The 22,425-nt window shown below is 69.1% G+C and carries 17 protein-coding genes; 8 read left to right on the forward strand and 9 right to left on the reverse strand.

Annotated elements, in window-relative coordinates:
* Positions 1–41: 41 nt before the first annotated feature.
* Entirely contained in the window at positions 42–737 is a 696-nt protein-coding gene (locus ACJH71_RS15695; protein WP_406758919.1) for an NYN domain-containing protein, read from the reverse strand.
* Positions 737–1,498, reverse strand: a complete 762-nt coding sequence (gene trmB / locus ACJH71_RS15700; RefSeq protein WP_406758920.1) for a tRNA (guanosine(46)-N7)-methyltransferase TrmB — start codon at positions 1,496–1,498, stop codon at positions 737–739. Before trmB ends, ACJH71_RS15695 begins: the two co-directional genes overlap by 1 nt.
* 217 nt (positions 1,499–1,715) lie before the next feature.
* On the opposite strand from trmB, the gene ACJH71_RS15705 reads away from it, so the two are divergent.
* From ACJH71_RS15705 to fadD4, 4 genes are all read left to right on the forward strand, one after another.
* Positions 1,716–2,660 (forward strand): hypothetical protein, encoded by a 945-nt coding sequence (locus ACJH71_RS15705; protein WP_406758921.1) that lies wholly within the window; start codon positions 1,716–1,718, stop codon positions 2,658–2,660.
* Complete coding sequence (locus ACJH71_RS15710) at positions 2,657–4,144, forward strand: hypothetical protein (RefSeq protein ID WP_406758922.1); 1,488 nt, start codon at positions 2,657–2,659, stop codon at positions 4,142–4,144. The genes ACJH71_RS15705 and ACJH71_RS15710 overlap by 4 nt, the downstream gene beginning before the upstream one ends.
* Before the next feature lie 131 nt (positions 4,145–4,275).
* Positions 4,276–6,096 carry a phosphoenolpyruvate carboxykinase (GTP) gene (locus ACJH71_RS15715; RefSeq protein WP_406758923.1) on the forward strand — a complete coding sequence of 607 codons (1,821 nt, stop codon included), beginning with the start codon at positions 4,276–4,278 and terminating at the stop codon, positions 6,094–6,096.
* A gap of 141 nt (positions 6,097–6,237) precedes the next feature.
* Positions 6,238–7,779, forward strand: coding sequence for a fatty-acid--CoA ligase FadD4 (gene fadD4 / locus ACJH71_RS15720; RefSeq protein ID WP_406758924.1), 1,542 nt, complete (start codon positions 6,238–6,240; stop codon positions 7,777–7,779).
* 6 nt (positions 7,780–7,785) lie between these two features.
* On the opposite strand, the gene ACJH71_RS15725 is transcribed toward fadD4, so the two are convergent.
* Entirely contained in the window at positions 7,786–9,162 is a 1,377-nt protein-coding gene (locus ACJH71_RS15725; protein ID WP_406758925.1) for a PGRS repeat-containing protein, read from the reverse strand.
* Positions 9,163–9,481: 319 nt separating this feature from the next.
* Here ACJH71_RS15725 and ACJH71_RS15730 point away from each other — a divergent pair, with 319 nt between their 5' ends.
* Entirely contained in the window at positions 9,482–11,767 is a 2,286-nt protein-coding gene (locus ACJH71_RS15730; protein WP_406758926.1) for a PGRS repeat-containing protein, read from the forward strand.
* Positions 11,768–11,842: 75 nt separating this feature from the next.
* Here ACJH71_RS15730 and ACJH71_RS15735 read toward each other — a convergent pair whose 3' ends face one another.
* On the reverse strand, positions 11,843–12,994 hold the full coding sequence (locus ACJH71_RS15735) for an acyl-CoA dehydrogenase family protein (RefSeq protein ID WP_406758927.1): 1,152 nt from the start codon (positions 12,992–12,994) through the stop codon (positions 11,843–11,845).
* 27 nt (positions 12,995–13,021) lie between these two features.
* Here ACJH71_RS15735 and ACJH71_RS15740 point away from each other — a divergent pair, with 27 nt between their 5' ends.
* Positions 13,022–13,990 carry a MaoC family dehydratase gene (locus ACJH71_RS15740; protein ID WP_406758928.1) on the forward strand — a complete coding sequence of 323 codons (969 nt, stop codon included), beginning with the start codon at positions 13,022–13,024 and terminating at the stop codon, positions 13,988–13,990.
* Between the two features lie 101 nt (positions 13,991–14,091).
* Here the strand turns inward: ACJH71_RS15740 and ACJH71_RS15745 are convergent, their stop codons facing one another.
* From ACJH71_RS15745 to ACJH71_RS15755, 3 genes are read right to left on the reverse strand one after another with little or no spacing between them, the layout of a single operon-like run.
* The gene (locus ACJH71_RS15745) at positions 14,092–15,249 is read right to left on the reverse strand and encodes an acyl-CoA dehydrogenase family protein (protein ID WP_406758929.1); all 1,158 of its coding nucleotides are present in this window, start codon (positions 15,247–15,249) and stop codon (positions 14,092–14,094) included.
* 1 nt (position 15,250) lies between these two features.
* The gene (locus tag ACJH71_RS15750) at positions 15,251–16,318 is read right to left on the reverse strand and encodes an acyl-CoA dehydrogenase family protein (RefSeq protein WP_406758930.1); all 1,068 of its coding nucleotides are present in this window, start codon (positions 16,316–16,318) and stop codon (positions 15,251–15,253) included.
* A 4-nt stretch (positions 16,319–16,322) separates the two neighbouring features.
* The gene (locus ACJH71_RS15755; protein ID WP_406758931.1) at positions 16,323–17,219 is read right to left on the reverse strand and encodes an alpha/beta hydrolase; all 897 of its coding nucleotides are present in this window, start codon (positions 17,217–17,219) and stop codon (positions 16,323–16,325) included.
* A gap of 89 nt (positions 17,220–17,308) precedes the next feature.
* On the opposite strand from ACJH71_RS15755, the gene ACJH71_RS15760 reads away from it, so the two are divergent.
* Together ACJH71_RS15760 and ACJH71_RS15765 are read left to right on the forward strand one after the other, a co-directional pair.
* Positions 17,309–18,541 (forward strand): alpha/beta hydrolase fold domain-containing protein, encoded by a 1,233-nt coding sequence (locus ACJH71_RS15760; protein WP_406758932.1) that lies wholly within the window; start codon positions 17,309–17,311, stop codon positions 18,539–18,541.
* Between the two features lie 44 nt (positions 18,542–18,585).
* The gene (locus tag ACJH71_RS15765) at positions 18,586–20,004 is read left to right on the forward strand and encodes a WS/DGAT/MGAT family O-acyltransferase (protein WP_406758933.1); all 1,419 of its coding nucleotides are present in this window, start codon (positions 18,586–18,588) and stop codon (positions 20,002–20,004) included.
* Between the two features lie 3 nt (positions 20,005–20,007).
* On the opposite strand, the gene fadD12 is transcribed toward ACJH71_RS15765, so the two are convergent.
* Together fadD12 and ACJH71_RS15775 are read right to left on the reverse strand one after the other, a co-directional pair.
* Complete coding sequence (gene fadD12 / locus ACJH71_RS15770) at positions 20,008–21,642, reverse strand: acyl-CoA ligase FadD12 (RefSeq protein WP_406758934.1); 1,635 nt, start codon at positions 21,640–21,642, stop codon at positions 20,008–20,010.
* Between the two features lie 5 nt (positions 21,643–21,647).
* On the reverse strand, positions 21,648–22,388 hold the full coding sequence (locus ACJH71_RS15775) for a 1-acyl-sn-glycerol-3-phosphate acyltransferase (protein WP_406759026.1): 741 nt from the start codon (positions 22,386–22,388) through the stop codon (positions 21,648–21,650).
* Between the last annotated feature and the right edge of the window lie 37 nt (positions 22,389–22,425).

A 22,425-nucleotide genomic window follows, 5' to 3' on the forward strand; every position in this document is an offset into this window, starting at 1 on the left:
CTTTCGGACTCGCGCGTCCCTGACTTCAGGCTCTCCAGTTGTCACTCTCGCGAGGTAAGCAGTGAGCTCAGCGGCCGGAACGGCTGGAGCCACGCCCCCTGTTCCGGCAGCGAATCGAGGCTGATCCGCGGCAGCCGCTCCCGGAACACACCAGGGATGTCTTCCAGGTCGACGAACTCCAAGGTATCCGAGGCTAGCGCCCAGCTCGCATGTTCGCGAAATCCGAGCACCGTGGCACCTATACCGAGACCGCAGAGTTCTTCCAGCGGTTCCCGGAACGCCTGACCGTCGGCGGAGGCCACGGCCACCGCCACCAATCCCTGCTCTTTCCGCAGTGCGATGTGTTCAAGCATGTCGGAGTCGACATCGCTGTCCTCATCGATCTTCGGCTTGGCAAAGACCGCGAAACCCACGTTACGCAACGCTTCGACCCACGGCCGGACGACGTCGGCGCTGCCGGGCGCGATGTTGGTGAACACCGTCGCCTCGGGCTCGATCCTGCTCTGCGGATGCAGCGCCGCGACCTCCGCGGTGCGGTTGAGCAACCAGCGGCCCAACGCGTCGAAACGGGGCCGCTCCACGCCGGTCGGACGTCGGCCCAGGATGGCGCCCAGGCCCATGTCCAGATTCGGGGCGTCCCATACCAGCAGCACTCGCTGCGTCGGTGTTCCCTCGTTGGTCGGGTCGGTGCCGGTCGGCTCGGCGTCCGGCCCGGCTGCGAGATCGGGGCTGGTCATCAGGCCCGTACCCAGACGAACTCGTTGATCACGCTGCCCGCAGTGCGGCCCTTCGCCTCGTATTTGGTGGTGGGCCTGGCGATGGAAATGGGCAGGCCGGCGTCCCCGGAAGGGTCGGCCACCCGGCGCAGGCCCGGCTCGCCGTCGCCGGATTCGGCAATCTGCACCGCGTAATCGGCGTGGTCGGTGGCCGCGTGCAGCACCCCGCCCGGTCGCAGTCGATCGGCGATCAACGCCATGGTGGCCGGCTGCAGCAGCCGGCGCTTGTGGTGCCGGGCTTTGGGCCACGGGTCGGGGAAGAAGACGCGTACCCCGATCAGCGATGACGGGGCGATCAGGTATTCCAGCACATCGAGGCCGTCGCCCCGCAGCAGCCGGATATTGCTCAGCTGCTCGCGGTCGATCGCGCACAGCAGCTGTGCCAGCCCGCGCTCGTAGACCTCCACGGCCATCACGTCCAGGTCCGGCTCGGCCTGTGCCATCGCCACCGTGGAGGTGCCGGCTCCGCAGCCGATCTCGAGCACCACGGGGGCTTCGCGGCCGAACCAGCGGCGCGGATCCAGGGGCTGAGGGCGGTCGGGTCCGTCGGGCGGCACGACATCGGCGCCCAGGTCGGGCCAGAGCCGTTCCCAGGTCTGGCGCTGACCGGCCGACAGTGCGGAGTGCCGGTAGCGCACGCTGAAGTTGCGGAAACGGCGTGGAGCCGTGGGGTGGACGCCAGTGACGTCTGATGCCGACTCGACGTCGCGCGGCGCATGCATGCAGTCCATGGTGGCCCATGGACGCCTCTGTACCCACTTCGCGGTCCACATTGATACCCAACAGTTGCCTGAAACGTGTCGAGCGACACGCGGTACCCATTCGCCGGATCTCTTGTTCGCGGGACTACACCGCTCACCGAATCCGGCGGTGACTCGCGCCGCGGCGGAGCAGCTGACACCATGGCCCCCCGGGGCCGATTGCGCGGGAGGCAGGGTCGTGACACAAGGGCACCAGCTCTTCGCCGATGAGCTGACCGTGCTGGCCACGCAGAACTCCGACCCACGCTTGGCGAGAATTGTCGCAGGCATCACCGCGCCGGTGCAGGTCGCGGTGCACGGCCGCCGCGGTGTCGGCCGACGCACCGTCGCCGCGGCGCTGGCCGCCGCCGAGGTTCGCGTCGCCGCGGAGCCCGCCGGGACCGAACTCGCCGAATTGGCCGTGCATGTCGTCGCCGAGGTGGTCAAGCCGGAGGACACCGCCGCATTGCATGCCGCGCGTCGGCGCCCGGTGCTGGTGGTGCTGAACAAGGCCGACCTGCGCGGGCACGAGGTCGCGGTGATGCCGGTGCCGGTTGAACCGATGTCGGCGTTGTTCGCGCTGGCCGCGCTCGGCGGTGGGCTGGACGATCGACTGTGGGAGGCGCTGGGGTGCCTGGCCGTCCGGCCCGCCGATCTGTGCTCCGCCGAGCAGTTCATCAACTGCCCGCACCCGGTGCCTCGTCAGATACGGGAGCGGTTGTGCACCACCATCGACCTTTCCGGGATCGGGGCACTGCTCGATTTGGCCCGCCGGGACGGCACCCTGGCGCAGGCTCGCGCTCGGCTGGGCCGGCTCAGCGGCGTCGACCGGGTCGTCGCCCGGCTGGAGGTGATGGGCGCCGCCGTTTACCACCGGCGGCTGACGGAGGCGGTGACCCGGCTGGAAGCGATGGCGGTCGGCGACAAACGTATCGATGAATTCCTGGTCCGCGACGCGACACTCGCCGCCCGACTGACCGCTGCGGCGGCCGCGATCGACCCACCGGATGAGCCGGTGCTGGCGCGGGCCCGCCGCTGGCACGCTCACCGCAGCGCACCGGTCGGCGCCGCTGCGCGGGCCTGCGCCGCCGACATCGCCAGGGGATCGCTGCGAGCCTGGGCGGCGACGCGGGGCCGCCCATGACCTCCTCGGGTGCAGGTTCGTCCGATCCGGGCCCCGTCGCCGGGGTCGACGCCCTCGTTGCTGAGGTCGCGCCCGGAGTGCGCCCACCGGCGGTGCGGCGCTGCGACGTGGTGGTGGTGACCGGCCCCTGGCTGGCTGGGGTCAGTGCGATGACAGAGGCGCTGGCCGACCGGATGCCGCAGTGGCTCGTGATGGAAGCCACCGACTTGGCGCCCGGGGAGGTGCCGCTGGCGGTGGTGTTCGTGGTGTCGGCAGCCGCCGCACTGACGGAGTCGGACTGCGCGCTGCTCGATACCGTGGCCGCCCACACCGACGTGGTGATCGGCGTGGTCTCCAAGATCGACGCCCACCGGCCGTGGCGGGAGATGCTGTCGGCGGCCCGCGAAACCCTCACCGGCCACGCGCCGCGCTACCGCGACGTGCCATGGGTGGGCGCGGCCGCGGCGCCCGAACGCGGCGACCCGAGGGTCGACGACCTGATCGCCGAACTGACCAAACAGCTCGCGGACGGTGACACTCACCGGCGCAACCGGCTGCGCTCGTGGGAGTTTCAGTTGCGCACCGACGCCGATCGGATCGACCGCGACGCCCGCGCGCAAGGGCGGCGGGCCCGGGTGACGCAGCTACAGGAGCAGCGGGACGAGGTGGTGCGGCAACGGCGAATGTCGAAATCGGAGCGCGTGATCGCGCTGCGCAGCCGCATCGCCCAGGCCCGCGTCCAACTGTCCTACTTCGCCGGTAAACGGTGCGCCTCGGTACGCAGCGAGTTGGGCGAAGACGCGGCGGGCATGACGCGCCGGCGGTGGGCCGAATTCGAGTCCTACGTCCACGACCGGCTGACCGAGGTGGTGGCGGAGGTCGATCAGGGGGTCACCGAGCACCTGGCCGACGTCGCCCAGGAGTTGGGGCTGGCCGGAGACCCACCGTCTGCTGCGTCGTTACCGCAGGTCGACGCCGGCAAGCCGCCGTTGGAGTCCCGGCGGCTGGAGACCCAGTTGATGGCGGTGCTGGGGATCGGCTTCGGGCTGGGCGTGGCGCTGACGTTGAGCCGGGTCTTCGCCCATCTCGCCCCGGGACTGGCCGCGGTCGGTGCGGCCGGATGCGCAGTCGCCGGCGTGGCGGCCACGGTGTGGGTGGTCAGGATTCGGGGGCTGTTGCGCGACCGGGTGGTGCTCGATCGCTGGGTGGGACAGGCCACGAGCGCAGTGCGGTCCTCGGTGCAGGAACTGGTGGCCCTGCGGGTGGTGGCCGCCGAGTCGGCGCTCGCCGCCGAGCTTGCCGGGCACAACGAGACCGAGGCTGCGCGCGTGGCCGACCGGGTTGCCGGATTGGATCGGGAACTGCGCGAGCATGCGGCCGCGACGGCTCGCGCCGCCGCGGTGCGTGATCGAAGGCTGCCGGCATTGCGGCGTGCGTTGGAGAATGTGCGCGCTGAGCTGGGTGAATCAGGCCCGGTCAACGCCGCGGTAACTGGCGAGAGATAGCCCGAGTTGCGATTGTTTCGATCCGTGTAGCTATTGACGGTAATCTCTTATTTAATGACGGTATAAGAGGTGACAGCGGCGCGCAGCTGCGGCAACGCCACCGAGTGACACAGGTTACACAGGAGAGCTCAATGACCTCAGCGACCATTCCCGGTCTGGACACCGCCCCGACGAAGCATGGCGAGTTGCTGGCCTGGGTGCGGGAGGTCGCGGAGCTCACCCAGCCCGACCGGGTGGAGTGGTCCGACGGTTCCGAGGAGGAGTGGAACCGGCTGATGGCCCTGCTGGTGGAGTCCGGCGCGGCGGTCAAGCTCGATGAGGCGAAGAAGCCCAACTCCTACCTGGCGCTCTCCGACCCCGCCGACGTCGCGCGGGTCGAGTCACGCACTTTCATCTGTAGCCGCACCAAAGAAGGTGCCGGCCCCACCAACAACTGGATGGACCCGGACGAGATGCGGGCCACCATGACGGAGCTGTACCGCGGTTGCATGCGCGGTCGCACCATGTACGTCATCCCGTTCTGCATGGGCCCGCTGGGTGCCGAGGACCCCAAGCTGGGCGTCGAGATCACCGACTCGCCCTACGTGGTGGCGTCGATGAAGGTGATGACCCGGATGGGCACCGCGGCGCTGGAGAAGATCGGCGCCGACGGCGCCTACGTCAAGGGCCTGCACTCGGTCGGCGCCCCGCTCGCCGAGGGTGAGCAGGACGTGCCGTGGCCGTGCAACTCCGAGAAGTACATCACCCACTTCCCGGAGACCCGTGAGATCTGGAGCTACGGCTCGGGTTACGGCGGCAACGCGCTGCTGGGCAAGAAGTGCTACGCGCTGCGGATCGCGTCGGCGATGGCCCACGACGAGGGCTGGCTGGCCGAGCACATGCTGATCCTGAAGCTGATCTCGCCGGAGAACAAGGCCTACTACGTGGCGGCGGCGTTCCCCTCGGCCTGCGGCAAGACCAACCTGGCGATGATCCAGCCGACCATCCCGGGCTGGCGGGCCGAGACCCTCGGTGACGACATCGCCTGGATGCGGTTCGGCAAGGACGGCCGGCTCTACGCGGTGAACCCGGAGGCGGGCTTCTTCGGCGTGGCGCCGGGCACCAGCCGCAGCTCCAACCCGAACGCGATGATCACGCTGGAGCGCGGGAACACCGTCTACACCAACGTCGGCCACACCGACGACAACGACGTGTGGTGGGAGGGCATCGACGGGGAGACCCCGGCGCACCTCACCGACTGGAAGGGCAACGACTGGACGCCCGAGTCGGACACCCCTGCCGCACACCCGAACTCGCGGTACTGCACCCCGATGTCGCAGTGCCCGATCCTGGCGCCGGAGTGGGACGACCCGCAGGGCGTGCCGATCTCGGCGATCCTGTTCGGTGCCCGCCGCAAGACCACGGTGCCGCTGGTGAGCCAGGCCCGCGACTGGCAGCACGGCGTCTTCATCGGCGCCACCATGGGCAGCGAGCAGACCGCCGCCGCCGAGGGCACGGTCGGCAAGGTGCGCCGCGACCCGATGGCGATGCTGCCGTTCATCGGCTACAACGCCGGGGACTACATGCAGCACTGGATCGACACCGGCAAGCACTCCGACGAGTCGAAGCTGCCGAAGGTGTTCTTCGTGAACTGGTTCCGTCGTGGCGAGGGCGGCCGGTTCCTGTGGCCGGGCTTCGGCGAGAACAGCCGGGTGCTGAAGTGGATCGTCGAGCGGGTCGAGGGCAACGCCGGCGGCCAGGAGACTCCGATCGGCACGGTTCCGACCGCTGCTGACCTGGACCTGGACGGGCTGGACGTGACCGCCGCCGACGTGGACCAGGCGTTGATCGTCGACGCCGAGGAGTGGCGCGCGGAGCTGCCGCTGATCGAGGAGTGGTTCGAGTTCATCGGCGACAAGCTGCCCACCGGCCTGCGCGACGAGTTCGAGGCCCTCAAGCAGCGCCTGGGCTAGCAGCCCTTTTCGAATACATCCGGAACCGCACTCGGGGGATCCCCCGAGTGCGGTTCTGTTTTGTCCGAGTCGCGGGGACGGCACGCGTGACTCACGCCCCCACTTGACAGCCGTCAAGTTTGGTCCCAGTACAGTCAGCCCATGCAGATTCGCGAACACCTCGGGGCCGCCAACCCGGCCGTCATCCTGCACCCTTCGGGCACCGTCGTCAGCTTCGCCGAGCTGGAAGCCCGGGCGAACCGGTTGGCGCACTTCTTCCGGGCCGCGGGGCTGGTGGAGGGCGACGTCGTCGCGATCATCATGGAGAACAACGAGCACATCCATGCGGTGATGTGGGCGGCGCGGCGCAGCGGCCTGTACTACGTGCCGATCAACACCCATCTGACCGCTGCCGAGGCCGCCTACATCATCGACAACAGCAACGCCAAGGCGATCATCGGCTCGGACGCGCTGCGCCAAACCTGCGCGGATCTGGCCGAGCACTCCCCCGCAAGCGGGAGGGACCCCCAGCCGGCCGGCCTGCCCGGGCTGCTGCTGATCGCCGATGGCGACTTGGAGGGCTGGCAGCGTTACCCGGAATGTGTTGCTGACCAACCGGTTACACCCATCGATGACGAAATCGAAGGTGATCTGCTGCAGTACTCGTCGGGCACCACCGGGCGGCCCAAGGGCATCAAGCGTCCGCTGCCGCACCTGCCGCCGACCGAGGTGCCGGGGCTGATGGCGATGCTGGTGTCGGTGTGGATGGGCCCGGGTTCCGTGTATTTGAGCCCCGCGCCGCTGTATCACACAGCGCCGTCGGTGTGGTCGATGCAAGTGCAGGCGGCCGGGCTGACCACCGTCGTGATGGAGAAGTTCGACGCTGAGTCCGCGCTCGACGCGATCCAGCGCTACCGCGTCACCCACGGGCAGTTCGTCCCGGCACACTTCACGCGGATGCTGAAACTGCCTGCGGGGGTACGGGAGTCGTACGACGTTTCGAGCCTCAAGCGGGTCATGCACGCCGCCGCGCCGTGCCCGGTGGAGATCAAACAGCAGATGATCGACTGGTGGGGGCCGATCGTCGATGAGTACTACGCCTCATCGGAGGCGCACGGCTCCACGCTGATCAGCGCCGACGAATGGCTGAAGCACCCCGGCTCGGTGGGCAAGGCGATGTTCGGGGCGGTGCACATTCTCGACGAGGACGGCAACGAGCTGCCCGCCGGTGAGGCCGGCGAGATCTACTTTGAGGGCGGCAACGCCTTCGAGTACCTCAACGATGCGGAGAAGACCGCGAAATCACGCCACGCGCAAGGCTGGACGACCGTCGGCGACGTCGGCTACCTGGACGACGAGGGCTACCTGTATCTCACCGACCGGCGCCACCACATGATCATTTCGGGCGGGGTCAACATCTACCCGCAAGAAGCGGAGAACCTGTTGATCACGCATCCGAAGGTGTTGGACGCGGCCGTGTTCGGGATCCCCGACGATGAGATGGGCCAGAGCGTGAAGGCGGCCGTGCAGACCGTCGACCCGGCCGACGCCACGCCTGCGTTCGCTGCGGAACTACTTGACTGGGTACGGGACCGCTTGGCGCACTACAAATGTCCGCGGTCGATCTCTTTCGAGGAGCAGTTGCCGCGCACCGACACCGGCAAGCTCTACAAGAACGAACTGGTGACCAAGTATTCGGTGTGATGCCGGTTAGGAGGCGTTGCCCGGCTGGCCGGGGGCGCCTTGGCTGCCGGCCTGGCCGTGAACGGTGCCCGGGCCTGCGGCGCCGCCAGGGCCGCCGGCGCCGGCAATAGCCCCGTCGCCCCCGTTGCCGCCCGTGCCGCCGTTGCCGCCGTCACCGCCGAAGCCGACCCCGTGCCCGCCGGCGCCGCCGTGGCCGCCGGTCCCTCCGACGCCCCCGACGCCAATAGCGTTGCCGCCGTTGCCCGCCGCGCCGCCGTTGCCCCCGTCGCTGCCGCTGGTGCCGACCGTCACCGGGGTGGCACCGCCACCGGCTCCGCCATCGCCGCCGCGACCGCCCCGGCTGCCGGTCCCGGTGGCGGTGCCGCCGTCGCCTGCGTGACCGCCCTGCCCGCCTCCGGCCGCGTCACCGCTGCCCCCGACTCTGCCGCCGTCACCGCCGTTGCCCCCGGACCCGCCGACAGTGCTGTCGCCGGTCGCCGCCCCGCCCTGGCCGCCGTTGCCGCCGGCACCCCCGCCGCCGGCCAGCTGGCCGCCGTCGCCGCCCCGGCCGCCATTGCCCCCGGCCCCGGCGGTCCTACCGTCGCCCGCGGCGGCGCCACCTTTGCCGCCGTCTCCGCCGGCGCCCCCGCTGCCGTACAGGTAATTGCCGTCGCCGCCGTTACCACCGTTGCCGGCCGAACCGCCGTCTTCGGCACCGTCCCCGCCGTGCCCACCATTGCCGCCGTTGCCCCACACGTCGCCGCCGTTGCCGCCGGTGCCGCCGTCGGCGCCCAGGCCACCAGCCCCGCCGTCACCGCCGTTCCCGAACAGTCCGGCGCTGCCGCCGTTGCCGCCGGCTACGTCGTCAAGGTTCGACGTCCAGCCGTCGCCCCCGTCGCCGAACCACAGTCCGCCGGCCCCACCGTCGGGATGGTCCGCGGTCCCATCGACGCCGTTGCAGATCACGCCGCAGCCGCCCTCGGTCAGCGGTGCGAACAGCGGGTTGACCAGGTTGTCGAACAACTGGCCTGACGGACTGTCGAGCCAGTCCTGCACGGCGTCGTGCAGCCACTCGTAGAGGCCGGCGGTACCGGACGCGTCGGCAGCTAGCGCCAGCACGTCGCTGCCACCGAGGTCCGGGCTGCTCAAGCTCCAGACGGTGGGATCCAACCAGGCCAGGCCCGCGGTCGATGCGCCCATGTCTTGGTCCGTAAACCCGAAAAGCGGGCTGAGCATGTCGACGATCCAGTCGAACTCATCCGCTTGTGCGCCGGGAGCGGGACCGACCGGAGTCAGGGCGAACGCGGCCAGGGCCGCCAGCGCCGGAACTGCCCGTCGCACGCCATGATTCGGTGCGGGATGCGCCTGGCGGACCCGCGTGGCCTTACTGAGGTGAAGCGGCATTGCTGAGCAACCTTCCGGGTGGCACACATGGTGCGAAGCGGGCGTGCCCGACCGGGTGGGCCTTCACGAGCAGGTCAGGTCCTCATCCAGACGGCGACTGAGAGTCTACATATATGGCATAAATCAGACCATTAGTACGTCTTTATGGCATTCTGCCGTACGTTCAAGTGGACATTGGTCGGCTCAAACGCTACCGTCAAGCACCGTAGGGGGACGGGCACAGATTTCATTAAGCCCAAGCAAAGTTTCAGTAAAGTTCAGAAGGGGTGGGCCAACGGTGGCACATATTCGACGCGGTAGTCACAACACTCAATCGGCAGTGCGGCGGCGCGACCGCGCGATCGGGGCGGCCGCCTCGGTCGGGGCATTCTTCGCGTTCGGAATGGCACCCCTGGCGTCCGCCCCGACCGCGCAGGCCGACGACTTCGGCCTGGACGCGTTCTGGGACATGTTCGGCGTCGGCGACAGCAACACCTCGGGCTTTGACCTGTTCGACGTCTCCGCGTGGGGTGTCCCGGGCGCGGCCGACAGCGGCCTGTTCGACGCCGACTTTGCCCAGATGTGGCAGGAGAGCTTCTACCTCCCGCTGCACGCGATGATGCAGGACTGGATCACCAGCGACTTCGGTTCGAGCGTCAACGGTGTGGTCAACCAGTTGTTCGCGCCGTTCACCGACGGCTTCTGCGGGATGATCTGCAACGGCGCCGACGGCACCGAGACCAGTGTGGACGGCCAGGCCGGTGGGTTGTGGTTCGGCGACGGCGGCAACGGCTGGGGCTCGAACCTCGAGGGCGTAGGCGGCGGCAACGGCGGCCACGCCGGCGGTATCGGCAACGGCGGTGACGGCGGCGTCGGCGGCCTGGGCGCCGATGGCGGCAACGGGGGCCACGGCGGCGAGATGTGGGGCAACGGCGGCGACGGTGGCGCCGGCGGTAACGGCACCGCCACGTTGGACGCGGGTAACGGCGGCAACGGTGGCTCATCGGGCCAGGCCCAGGACTTCTTCGGTATGGGCGCGTGGGGCAACGGCGGCAACGGCGGGGCCGGCGGCGCCGGCTGGACCGGTACCAACGGCTCCGCGGGCAGTGGTTCCGGGGGCGCCGGTGGTGACGGTGTTGCCGGTGGCAACGCCGGCAACGGTGGCGTTGGCGGCGCCGGTTCCTCGTACGTCGGCATCGGTGGCAACGGTGGCGCGGGCGGAGTCGGCGGCTCCGGCGGAAGTGGTGGCAACGGCGCGGCCGGCGACGGTGGCACCTTCGCCAACAACGGTTCCGGAGACGGTGCCGTCGGCGGCAACGGTGGTAACGGTGCCGTCGGCGGCAAGGGCGGTGTCGGTGGTGCGGCCGGTGTCGGAGGTTCGGCCAACGGCACGATCGGTGCCGACGGTGACGGCGGCGTCGGTGGCAACGGCGGGCTCGGTGGCGACGGTGGTACCGGTGCTGCCGGCCTCGCGGTGAACGGCGTCGGCGCCAACGGTGCCGGCGGCGGTAACGGTGGCGCGGGCGGTAACGGTGGTGCTGCGGCAGCCGGTGGTGCGGCCGGTGGAGCCGGGGCCAACGTGGGCGCGGCCGGTGTCGACGGCGACGGCGGCGATGGCGGTAACGGCGGCAACGCCTCGGCCGCGACCGACGGCCGCGACGGCGTCAACGGCTACCGCGACGGCGGCACCCCGCCCGACATCTCGGCTACCAGTGGCGGTAGTGGTGCTGCCGGAGGTAACGGCGGCGCCGGCGGCAGCGGCGGCGGGACCGCCGGTAACGGCGGCAACGGCGGTGTCGGCGGTGCCGGCTCCGATGGCGGCAACGGCGGCCATGGCAGTGCCTCGATTCACGGGACGACCGATTCCGTACACGGCCTGTACAACGCCCCCGGCAATGGTGGCTCGGGCGGTGCCGGCGGTAACGGTGGTGCGGCCGGTGCCGGTGCGGCCAACGGCAACGACGGGCTGATCGGCGACGGCGGTAACGGCGGTAACGGTGGTAGCGGCGGCGACATCGCCGACGTGACGGGACAGGCCTCCGTGGAAGGGCCGGGCGGCGCAGGCACGCTGGGCCCGCAGGGCTCGGCTGGTACCGGTGGCGTTGGCGGCAACGGCGGTTCCGGTGCCACGGGCGGTACCGGCGGAAACGGTGGCAACGGCGGCAGCGACCCGAACGCCGGCGGTGCGCACGGAGGCGACGGTGGTGCCGGTGGAGCCGGTGGTCAGGGCCTGGCGAACGCTGACGGCTCGGGCGGCGTGGGCGGCGACGGCGGTATCGGTGGAAACGGCGGCAACGGCAGCAACATTCGATGGGGTGACCCGGACTGGAACACCACCTCCAACGACTCGTCCTCGGGCCCGATCGACAACGTTCACGGCGGTGCCGGGGGTGACGGCGGTGCCGGCGGTACTGGGGCCACCACCGGTGGCAACGGCGGCACCGGTGGTGACGGCGGCGACGTCATCACCCCGCATCTCGGGGACGACGGCCTCAACGGTGGCGCCGGCGACACCCCGGGTACCGGCAGCGCCGGTGGTACCGCCGGCACCGGTGGCTCCGCCGGTACCGGTCCCGACGCCGGTAGCGCCGGTCAGGACGGCACCCCGGGCGTCGTTCTGCCCTAGTAAGTCAGCTCGAGAGAAGCACCCCGCACACGCGTGCGGGGTGCTTTTCATTCCGGCCGCGACCGGTCCTAGGAGCTAAACGCCGCCTCGGGCAACCAACTGTGCCGCAATGACATTGCGCTGGATCTCGTTGGTGCCCTCGCCGACGATCATCAGCGGCGCGTCCCGGAAGTAGCGTTCCACGTCGTATTCGGTCGAATAGCCGTAGCCGCCGTGGATACGCACCGCGTCCAGCGCGATCTCCATGGCGGCCTCCGAGGCGAACAACTTGGCCATGCCGGCCTCCATGTCGCAGCGTTGCCCGCTGTCGTAGCGCTCCGCCGCGTACCGGGTGAGCTGGCGGGCAGCGGTGAGTTTGGTGGCCATGTCGGCCAGGTAGTTGCCCACACTCTGGTGCTTCCAGATCGGCTTGCCGAAGCTCTCCCGCTGCTGCGCGTAGGCCAGCGCATCCTCCAGCGCTGCAGTAGCCACACCCAAGGCTCGCGCCGCCACCTGAATACGACCGGTCTCCAATCCCTTCATCATCTGGGCGAAACCGTTGCCGGGCGTGCCGCCGAGCACCGCCGACGCCGGCACCCGGCAAGCGTCGAAGCTCAGCTCGCAGCTCTCCACCCCCTTATAGCCCAGCTTCGGCAGGTCGCGTGAGATCGTCAGCCCGTCGCTGGGGTTCTCCACCAACAGCACCGAGATGCCGCTGTGTCGCGGGGTGGCCTTCGGATCGGTTTTGGCCAGCAGCGCAATCAATCCCGAGTAGCGGGCGTTGGAGATCCAGGTCTTGGAGCCATTGATCACCAGCGTGTCCGGGTCGGCAGCAGCCGCAGCGGACGTCGTCATGTTCTGCAGGTCGCTGCCCCCGCCCGGTTCGGTCAACGCCATGGTGGCGCGCAGCGCTCCGGTGGCCATGGCCGGCAGGTAACGCTGCTTCTGCTCCTCGGTACCGAACAGGGTCAGCAGCTTGGCGACCACGGTGTGGCCGCCCATCGCCCCGGCCAGGCTCATCCAGCCGCGGGCCAGTTCCTGTGTGACCAGCACGTAGCACGGCATCGACACCGGCGTCCCGCCGTACTCCTCGGGAACAGCCAGACCGTAGATGCCGAGGTGCTTCATCTGTTCGATCCACGCCTCCGGGTAGGTGTTGGCGTGCTCGACGTCGCGGACCGTCGGCTTCACCTCCCGGTCGATGAACTGACGCACGGTTTCGACCAAGATCGACTCTTCGTGGTTCATCGGTTCACCGTATGCCAGGATTTTCTTGTGACCAGCGGCCCCTACTTCGACGAACTCCAGGTCGGTCAGGTGTTCGACGCGGCCCCGGCAATGACCCTGACGGCCGGTGCGGCGGCGCTGCACCAGGCCATCCTCGGAGACCGGCTACGCCTGCCGCTGGACGCCGAGTTGTCCCGGGCGGTGACCGGCGCGACGACTCCGTTGGCCCACCCCGGACTGGTGTGCGACGTCGCGATCGGGCAGTCCACTCTGGTCACCCGGCGCGTCAAGGCGAACCTCTTCTACCGCGGCCTGGCCTTCTTCCGGTATCCGGTGATCGGCGATACCGTTTTCACCCGCACCGAAGTCGTTGGACTGAAGCAGAATTCGGCGAAGATCGGGCGCGAACCCACTGGGCTGGTGGCGCTGCGGGTCACCACCATCGATCAGGTGGACCGGCTGGTGCTCGACTTCTACCGCTGCGCGATGCTGCCGCTGTCGCCGGGTGTCTCCGATACCGGCCACGCCGATGACCTGTCCGCCATCGGCGCGGGGCTCGCGGCGCCGCCGGACGTGACCGCGGATTGGAACGCCGCGGAGTTTCGTCAGCGGGTGCCGGGGCCACACTTCGACGCGGCGATGGCGGGGACGGTGCTGACCAGCACCGGTGATGTGGTCTCTTCAGCTCCGGAGCTGGCTCGGCTGACCCTCAACGTTGCTGCCACCCACCATGATTCGCGGGTGGCCGGGCAGCGGCTGGTCTACGGCGGACACACCATCGGCCTGGCGCTGGCGCAGGCTTCCCGGCTGCTGCCGAATCTGGCCACGGTGCTGGGCTGGCAGTCCTGCGATCACACGGCGCCGGTCCACGAAGGCGACACCCTCTACAGCGAACTGCACATCGAATCCGCCCGCGACAGCGTGTTGGAGCTGCGGTCGCTGGTCTACGCCGCCGGTGCCGACGGTGAACCGGACCGTCAGGTGCTGGACTGGCGCTTCACCGCCTTGCAGTTCTGAGGCCGGGTTCCTACTTTGCGCGAGCGCGCGTGTTTGCACCCGACACGCCGCGCTCTTGTGTACAACTGCGCACGTTCACGGCTGATCGCGAGCGTGCGCGGTTAGTGCGGTAGGTCCCGGAACGGGGCGTCGCGATAGGGGTCGGGTTCCTTGGGCAAGCCCAACACCCGCTCGCCGATGATGTTGCGCTGAATCTGATCGGTGCCCCCGCCGATCGAGGTGAAGTAGGCGTTGAGCGCCCGGAAGGTCACCGCGTCGCCGACCGGATTGTCCGGACCGCTCAGCAGCGACTCGACGCCGACGATCTCGGTCTGGACCCGGGCGGTCTCGTGCAGGATGCGCGACATCGCAATCTTGCCCAGTGCCAGCAGGGTGGCTGATTCGGCGCGGTCGCTGCTGGTCTTAGCCCGCTGATTGTTCCAGCGGTTCACCGTCGTCAGCGCCTGGATGCGGGCGATCTCCTGGCGGATGTGCGAATCGGGAAGGCAACCGGCATCGCGGGCCAATTCCACCAAACCGCTGGACTTCTCCTTGCGGCGCGCAGTGCGTGCGACGTCGCCCATCAGCCGGCGCTCGTAGCCCAATGCCACCTGCAGCACCGACCATCCCTCGCCCGGCTCGCCGATCCGGTTGGCGTCGGGGACCCGGGCGTTGGTCAGGAACACCTCATTGAACTCCGATTCGCCAGTGATCTGGTGGATCGGCCGGACCTCCACGCCGGGCTGGCGCATCGGCAGCATGAAAAAGGTGATGCCGTTGTGCTTGGGCACGTCCGGGTCAGTGCGCGCGACCAGCATGCCGTAGTCGGCGGTGGTCGCGAACGACGTCCAGACCTTCTGCCCGTTGATGATCCAGTCGTCGCCGTCGCGCTCGGCGCGGGTGCGCAGACCGGCCAGGTCCGATCCCGCGCCGGGTTCACTGTAGAGCAGGCACGACTTGGTCTCGCCGCGCAGCGCCGGCGGCAGCAGCCTGTGCTTCTGCTCGTCGGAGCCGCGGTCATGGATTGTGCAGGCGAACAGGTCGGCCCGGTCGTGGCCGGTTCCGGGAGCGCCGACGGCAGCGAACTCCGCTGCCACCAAGCGGGATTGGCGGTCAGTCAGGCCGCGGCCGTAGCAGTCCGGCTCCCAGCTCGGAGCGGTCCATCCGGCAGCGAGGATCGCCGCGGCGAAGGTGGCCCGGTCGGTACCGGGTGACCAGTTGGCGGCCAGCCAGTTGCGGACTTCACCGCGAAGTTCGTCGTTGGGGTCGGGCAGCGTCATCTCACGCTCCGATCTCTTGCAGGTAGCGCTCCCGGTGCCAGGAGGGGCTGCCGAACAGGTGGGCGTCACTGCGTGCCCGGCGCAGATACCGGTGGGCGGGATGTTCCCAGGTGAACCCGATCCCGCCGTGCACCTGAATGTTGGTGGCGCCCACAAAGACGAAGGCATCCGAGCAATACGCCTGGGCCAGTGCGAGATCGGCGGACCAGTCGCCGGATCCTTCGGCGCCGGCCGCGGCCACATGGCGCGCGGCCGTCACCGCCGACTCGGCCTCCAGCAACATGTCGGCGCACATGTGTTTGACGGCCTGAAAGCTGCCGATGGCCCGGCCGAACTGATAACGGGTCTTGGCGTAGTCGCGGGCCATCTCCATGGCGAACCGGGCGGCACCGGCCTGCTCGCCGAGCAGTGCCACCGCGGAACGGTCCAGCGCGGCGGTCACGGCGGCGACGCCGGCTCCGGCCGACCCCACCGGCGTTGCCGGGGCGTCGGCCAATCGGACGAGACACAGCCGGCGGGAGGGATCGACCGTGGTCAGCGGTTCCACCGTCACGCCCGGTCCGGCCGGGTCGACGGCGAAGATCCCGGGTCCATCCGATGATCCGGCCAGCACGTAGAGCAGGTCGGCGGCGTCCGCGTCGAGCACGAACCGCTTCTCGCCGGAGACCAGCGGGGTCGCTTCGCCGCGGGCCGTGGTGGTCGGCGTCGCGGGTGGACGGGTCGAATCGCCCTCGGCGAAGGCGACCGCGACCCGGGTGCGCCCGGCAGCGATGCCCGGCAGCACCGCCTCGCGCTGTGCCGGGTCGTCCGCTGTCATAAGAAGATTGACCGCAAGTACCGCCGAGGACAAATACGGACCGGAGTACAGGACCCTGCCCAGCTCTTCGGCTACTACGCCTACCTCGACCAATCCGGCGCCGGCGCCCCCGTACTGCTCGGGCACCAACAGTCCGAGCAGGCCCATGGCCGCCAACTCTGACCAGACATCGTCGTCGGGCGAGCGTTTGGTCATCAACTCGGCGACCCCGCCGCGCAGTGCCCGCAGTTCCTCCGGGCTGGAGCCGGCCACCGGGTCAGGCCTTCCGGCCGAAGGCTTGCCGCAGGCTCTCGCATTGGCCGGCGAAGAACGCCCGCGAGACTGTGGCTTTGGGCATCAACAGATCGAAGCCGTGGAACGCCCCCGGGACGGTCTCGACCTCGCAGGGGACGCCGGCTTGACGCAGCCGCTCTGCGTAGGCCAGATCCTCGTCGTGGAACAGGTCCAAGGTGCCCACCCCGATCCAGGCCGGTGCCAGCCCGCTCAGGTCGGCACGCCGTGCCGGTACCGCGACCTGTGGATCCGCGTCGCCCAGATACGCGGTCCAGCCGAACAGGTTGCTCCGCGGAGTCCACAGTCGGTAGCTCCGATTGGCCGGCAGTGCCGCGCTGCGATCATCGAGCATCGGGTACACCAGCAGCTGCAACACGGGGGATACCTCTCCGCGGTCGGCAGCCCATTGCGCCAGGGCCGCGGCCAGCCCGCCGCCGGCACTGGCGCCGCCGATCGCGATCCGGGCCGGATCGACCCCGGGCAGCTCAGCGAGCCGGGTCAGTGCCGCCCAGCAGTCCTCCAGCGCGGCGGGATAGGGGTTCTGCGGCGCCAGTCGGTAGTCCACTGACGCGACCGTGGCACCCAGTTCGGCGCTGAACCTGCGGCAGAGGCGGTCGTCCTGGGCGGCCGTGCCGATGACGTAGCCGCCACCGTGGATCCACAGCAGTGCCGGTGCGGGATCGGCGGGCCGATTCGGCGGCCGAAAGAGCCGGACGCCGGCGCCCGAGGGCAGGCTCAGGACCTCGACGTCGCCGGGAGTGCGCCGGCCCTGTATCCCGGTGAGTGTCTGCAGCACCGGCAGCGTCCGACGCCCGATCCCGCCTCGCGGAAGGAATCGGGCAGTTCTGCGCAGATCTGGATGGAACCCGCTGCTTACCATCGGCTCAGTATTACCGGCGCCGCACTGGCGGCGTCGCCAACCCACCCGATTGCGGTCGCCTCAGACCCCAAACGCGGTACCCTGCGCCAATGACGGGACGATCGCAGACCCCGGAGACCGGGCTCGACCTGGCCGGCCGGCTGCGTTGGCTGATGCGAGCTCGGCCGAGCGACTACCTGCTGGCACTCAGCGTTGCCTCAGCGTCCTTGCCGGTGGTCGGGAAGCACCTCGAACCCCTGGGCGGGATGACCGCGATGGGGGTATGGGGCACCCGCCACATGCCGGAGTTCTTCTCCAATGCCGCCAAATCCTGGCTGGCCCCAGGGGCCGCGACCATCCGCAAGCAGGAGCGCGAGCAGACCCATGTGGTCAGCGATGCCGCGCTGCGCGGTGTGGTCTCGGCGGCCGATCTCGACATCGATTGGCCCGAACCGGAGCAGGCTCCGCCGGTGGTGAAGGCGTTGCAGCACCGGCGGCACATCTATCGCTCCGGTGTGCAGTACGGCAGCGATCCCGCGCAGGTGCTCGATGTGTGGCGGTCCAGCGAGCTGCCGGACGGTCCGGCGCCGGTCCTGATCTATGTTCCCGGTGGTGCCTGGGTACACGGCAGCCGGCTCTTGCAGGGTTATGCGCTGCTGTCCCACTTGGCCGAGCAGGGCTGGGTGTGCCTGTCGATCGACTACCGGGTCGCGCCGCACAACCGGTGGCCGAGCCACATCGTCGACGTCAAGACCGCGATCGCCTGGGCGCACGCCAACGTCGACAAATTCGGCGGCGACCGCAATTTCGTGGCCGTGGCGGGTGCCTCGGCCGGCGGGCATCTGGCCGCCCTGGCCGGGCTGACCGGAGGCGCGGTCAGCGACCCTGAATTCGCCGACCAATTGCCGGCCGGCGGGGACACCTCCGTGGACGCCGTGGTGGGTATCTACGGGCGCTACGACTGGGAGGATCGCTCCACCCCCGAACGGGTCGCATTCGTCGACTTCTTGGAGCGGGTGGTGGTCGGTCGATCGATGCGGCGCCATCGCGACCTCTACCGGCAGGCCTCCCCGATCGCGCGGGTTCATCCGGATGCGCCGCCGTTCCTGGTGGTCCATGGCAGCGCCGACACGGTCATCCCGGTACAGCAGGCCCGTAGCTTCGCCGACCGCCTGCGAGCGGTGTCACGTTCCAAGGTCGGGTACCTGGAGCTGCCTGGAGCCGGGCACGGTTTCGACATGACCGACGGGGCCCGCACCGGTGCGACGAGCACGGCAATCGGTTTGTTCCTCAACCAGATTCACCGCGACCGCACCACGGTCGGGAGCAAACAGATCATCTGAACCCGTCCGCCACGGTATGGTCCGTGCATGGCGAGGGGTGTGGGGTGAAGCGGCTCACCGGGTGGGATGCGGTTCTGCTGTACAGCGAGACGGCGAACGTGCACATGCACACTCTCAAGATCGCGGTGATCGAGCTGGATTCCGATCGGCACGGCTTCGACGTCGAGGCGTTCCGGCGGGTGATTCATGGCCGGCTCTACAAGCTGGATCCGTTCCGCTACCAACTGGTGGACATCCCCGGCAAGTTCCACCACCCGATGTGGCGGGAGAACTGCGAAGTCGACCTGGCGTATCACATCCGGCCGTGGTCGCTGCCCGCTCCGGGCGGCCGCCGTGAACTCGACGAGGCGATCGGTGAGATCGGCAGCACGCCGCTGGACCGTAGCCGCCCGCTGTGGGAGATGTACTTCATCGATGGGCTGGCAAACAACCGGATCGCGGTGGTCGGCAAGATCCATCACGCACTGGCCGACGGGATCGCGTCGGCGAACCTGATGGCCCGTGGCATGGATCTGGTGGCCGGTTCGCAGAACGAGCGTGACTCTTACGAAACCGATCCCGCGCCCACCGGCGGCCAGCTGGTGCGGTCGGCATTCCGTGACCATTTCCGGCAGATGGGCAAGATCCCGGCGACCATCGGCTACACCGCGGCCGGCATCGGCCGGGTCCGGCGCAGCACGCGCAAACTCTCCGCCGACCTGACCCGGCCGTTCACCCCGCCGCCGAGCTTCATCAACCACGTACTCACGCCCGATCGCCGGTTCGCCACCGCCACGCTGGCGCTGGCCGATATCAAGGCGACCAGCAAGCAGTTGGGCATCACCATCAACGACCTGGTGCTGGCCATCTCGGCCGGGGCGCTGCGCACGCTGCTGCTGCGTTACGACGGGAAGGCGGATCACCCGCTGCTGGCGTCGGTGCCGATGAGCTTCGACTTCTCCGCCGACCGGATCTCCGGTAATCGGTTCTCCGGAGTGTTGGTGGCACTGCCGGTCGATGTGGCCGACGTTCGGGAGCGGATCGCAAAAGCCCGGGAGGCGGCCGATTTAGCCAAGGAGGCCCATCACCTGGTCGGGCCGGAGCTGGTCAGCCGGTGGTCGGCGTACCTGCCGCCGGCGCCGGCGGAGTCGTTGTTCCGATGGTTGTCGGGTAAGGACGGTCAGAACAAGGTCCTCAACCTCAACATCTCCAATGTTCCCGGCCCGCGAGAGCGCGGCAGGGTCGGCGGCGCGCTGGTCACCGAGATCTACTCGGTGGGGCCGTTGACCGCCGGCAGCGGTCTGAACATCACCGTGTGGAGCTACGTGGACCAGCTCAACATCTCAGTGCTGACCGACGGTGTCACCGTTGAAGATCCGCATGAGGTGACCAGTGCACTGGTCAACGAGTTCGTCGACATCCGCCGTGCCGCTGGGCTTTCCGAGCAGCTGACCACCGTCGAGACCGCGATGGCGCCCGCCTAGATCTCAGTCGGACGCCGCCAGCGCCTGCAGCTCGCGACGCAATACCTTGCCGGTGTTGTTGCGTGGCAGCGCCTCCATGATGGTGATGTCACGCGGCACCTTGTAGCCGGCCAGATTCTCCCGGACATGCTGCTTCAGCTCGTCGACCGAGGCCGAGCTACCGGGCGTCAACACCACGAAGGCCACCAGCCGCTGCCCGTAGTCGGCGTCGTCGACACCGATCACCGCCGCCTCGGTAACGGCACCGTGCTTGATCAGTGCCTTCTCCGTCTCGATCGGGTAGACGTTCTCGCCCCCCGAGACGATCATCTCGTCGTCCCGGCCGACCACGAAAAGCCTTCCGGTGTCATCGAAGTAGCCCAAGTCGCCGGACGCCATGAAACCGTCGTGGAACAGCTTCGAGTCACCCCCGGTGTAGCCGTCGAACTGCGAGGAGTTGCGCACGAAGATCTGCCCGGTCACCCCGGCCGGAACTTCGGCGAAGTCAGCATCCAGGATCCGGACCTCGCTCCCCGGTGCGGGGCGACCGGCGGTGTCGGGGGAGTAGCGCAGGTCTTCCGGTGTTGCCAGCGCGATCATGCCGGCCTCGGTTGCGTTGTAGTTGTTGTAGACCACGTCGCCGAAAGTGTCCATGAACGCCGTGACCACGTCGGGATGCATCCGCGAGCCGGAGGCCGTCGCGAATCGCAGTGACTTGCAAGGGTATTGAACCTTAACCGCGTCCGGCAGTGCCATGATCCGGTCGAACATGACCGGTACCACGCACAGTCCGGCCGCGTGGTTGGACTCGATCAAGGCCAGGGTGGCCTCGGGGTCGAACTTCCGCCGGGTGGCGATCGTGCAGGCCATGGTCAGCGCCAGCGCCAGCTGGGAGAAGCCCCAGGCGTGGAACATCGGCGCGGCGATGACCACGGTTTCCTCGGTGTGCCAGGGGATCCGGTCGAAAATGGCTTGCAGGTCGGCGATCCCGCCCCCGCCACGTCCGGAGCGGCGTGCCCCCTTGGGGGTACCGGTGGTTCCGGAGGTGAGCATGACCAGCTTGCCGCTCCGCGACGCTTTGGCCGGTCGACGCCCGGCGTTGGCGTCGATCAACTCGTCTGCGGTCAGGCCGGGGACCTCGCTGTCGGTCCAGCTCACCACCCTCGTGCACCCGGAGGCTGCCGGCACGGCCAGATCCACGGCGGCGGTGAACTCTTCGTCGTAGAAGATCAGGTCGACGCCTTCGCGGGCGACCACTTCGGCCAACGCCGGCCCGGCGAAGCTGGTGTTGAGCAACAGCACGTCGGCGCCGACCCGGTTGGCGGACGCCAGCGCTTCGATGAAGCCGCGGTGGTTGCGGCACATCAGGGCGATTGCCCGGGGCGTGCGGCCGGGCAGCCGTTGCAGGCCGGCGGCCAGCGCGTTGCAGCGCCGGTCGAGCTCGGCGTAGGTGCACGTGCCGCGCTCGTCGAGGATCGCCGCGCGGTCGCCACACCTCTGGGCCGCCATGGCGATCCCGGTGGTGGTGGTTCCACCCTCGGCGGCGGCAGCGGCGGCTATCCGGAGGTATTTGTCCGGGCGCATGGGCGCCAACAGTCCGGCCCGGCTGAAGGTCACCAGCATCGAGCCGACCCGATTGAGCGAGTCGAACAGGCCCATACCGCTCAGCCCAGGATCGGTAGACGGCGCTCGCTGGCGAGCTTGTCCAGCGCCTTCTGCATGACTTCGCGCACGTGCGCGTCGACGACGTCGATGTCGGGGTCCTCGCCGAACTCCGCGACGATGTCGATCGGCTCGCATACCTGCATGACGATCTTGGTGGGCAGCGGCAGGTTGACGGGCAACACCGCGGAAAGCCCGAACGGGAAACCGAACGAGATCGGCAGGATCTTGACCCGCATCAGTTTGTCCAGCCGCAGAGCCTTGGCCAACCCCGTGCCGCGGGTCAGATAGAACTGGCTCTCCTGGCCGCCGATCCCTACCGTCGGCACGATCGGCACACCGGCGTTGAGCGCGGCGCGGATGTAGCCCTTGCGGCCGCCGAAGTCGATCTTGTTCTCTTCCAACGTCGGTCGGTACACGTCGTAGTCGCCGCCCGGGAAGACCACCACCACACCGCCGGAGCGCAGGGCCTCGTCGGCGTTGGAGTGGTTGGCCGGGATGAACCCGGTCTTGCGGAAGAAGTCGGCGGTGAAACCGGTGAAGATCAGGTCATGGCTCAGGGTGTAGACCGGACGCTCGTAGCCGAACGTGTCGTAGAAACCAGTGGCGAACACCGGGACATCCATCGCGAACAGGCCGCCGGAGTGGTTCGACACCACGAGGGCGCCGCCGTTCGGGAATGATTCGAAGCCCCGTACCTCGGCGCGGTGGTAGCCCTTGATGAATGGTCGCAACAGGCCCATCACCCGTTCGGTCAGGCCCGGGTCCCACTTCGTGATG

Origin of the sequence: Mycobacterium sp. SMC-15 (assembly GCF_045310925.1) — a bacterium.
Classification (GTDB): Bacteria; Actinomycetota; Actinomycetes; order Mycobacteriales; family Mycobacteriaceae; genus Mycobacterium.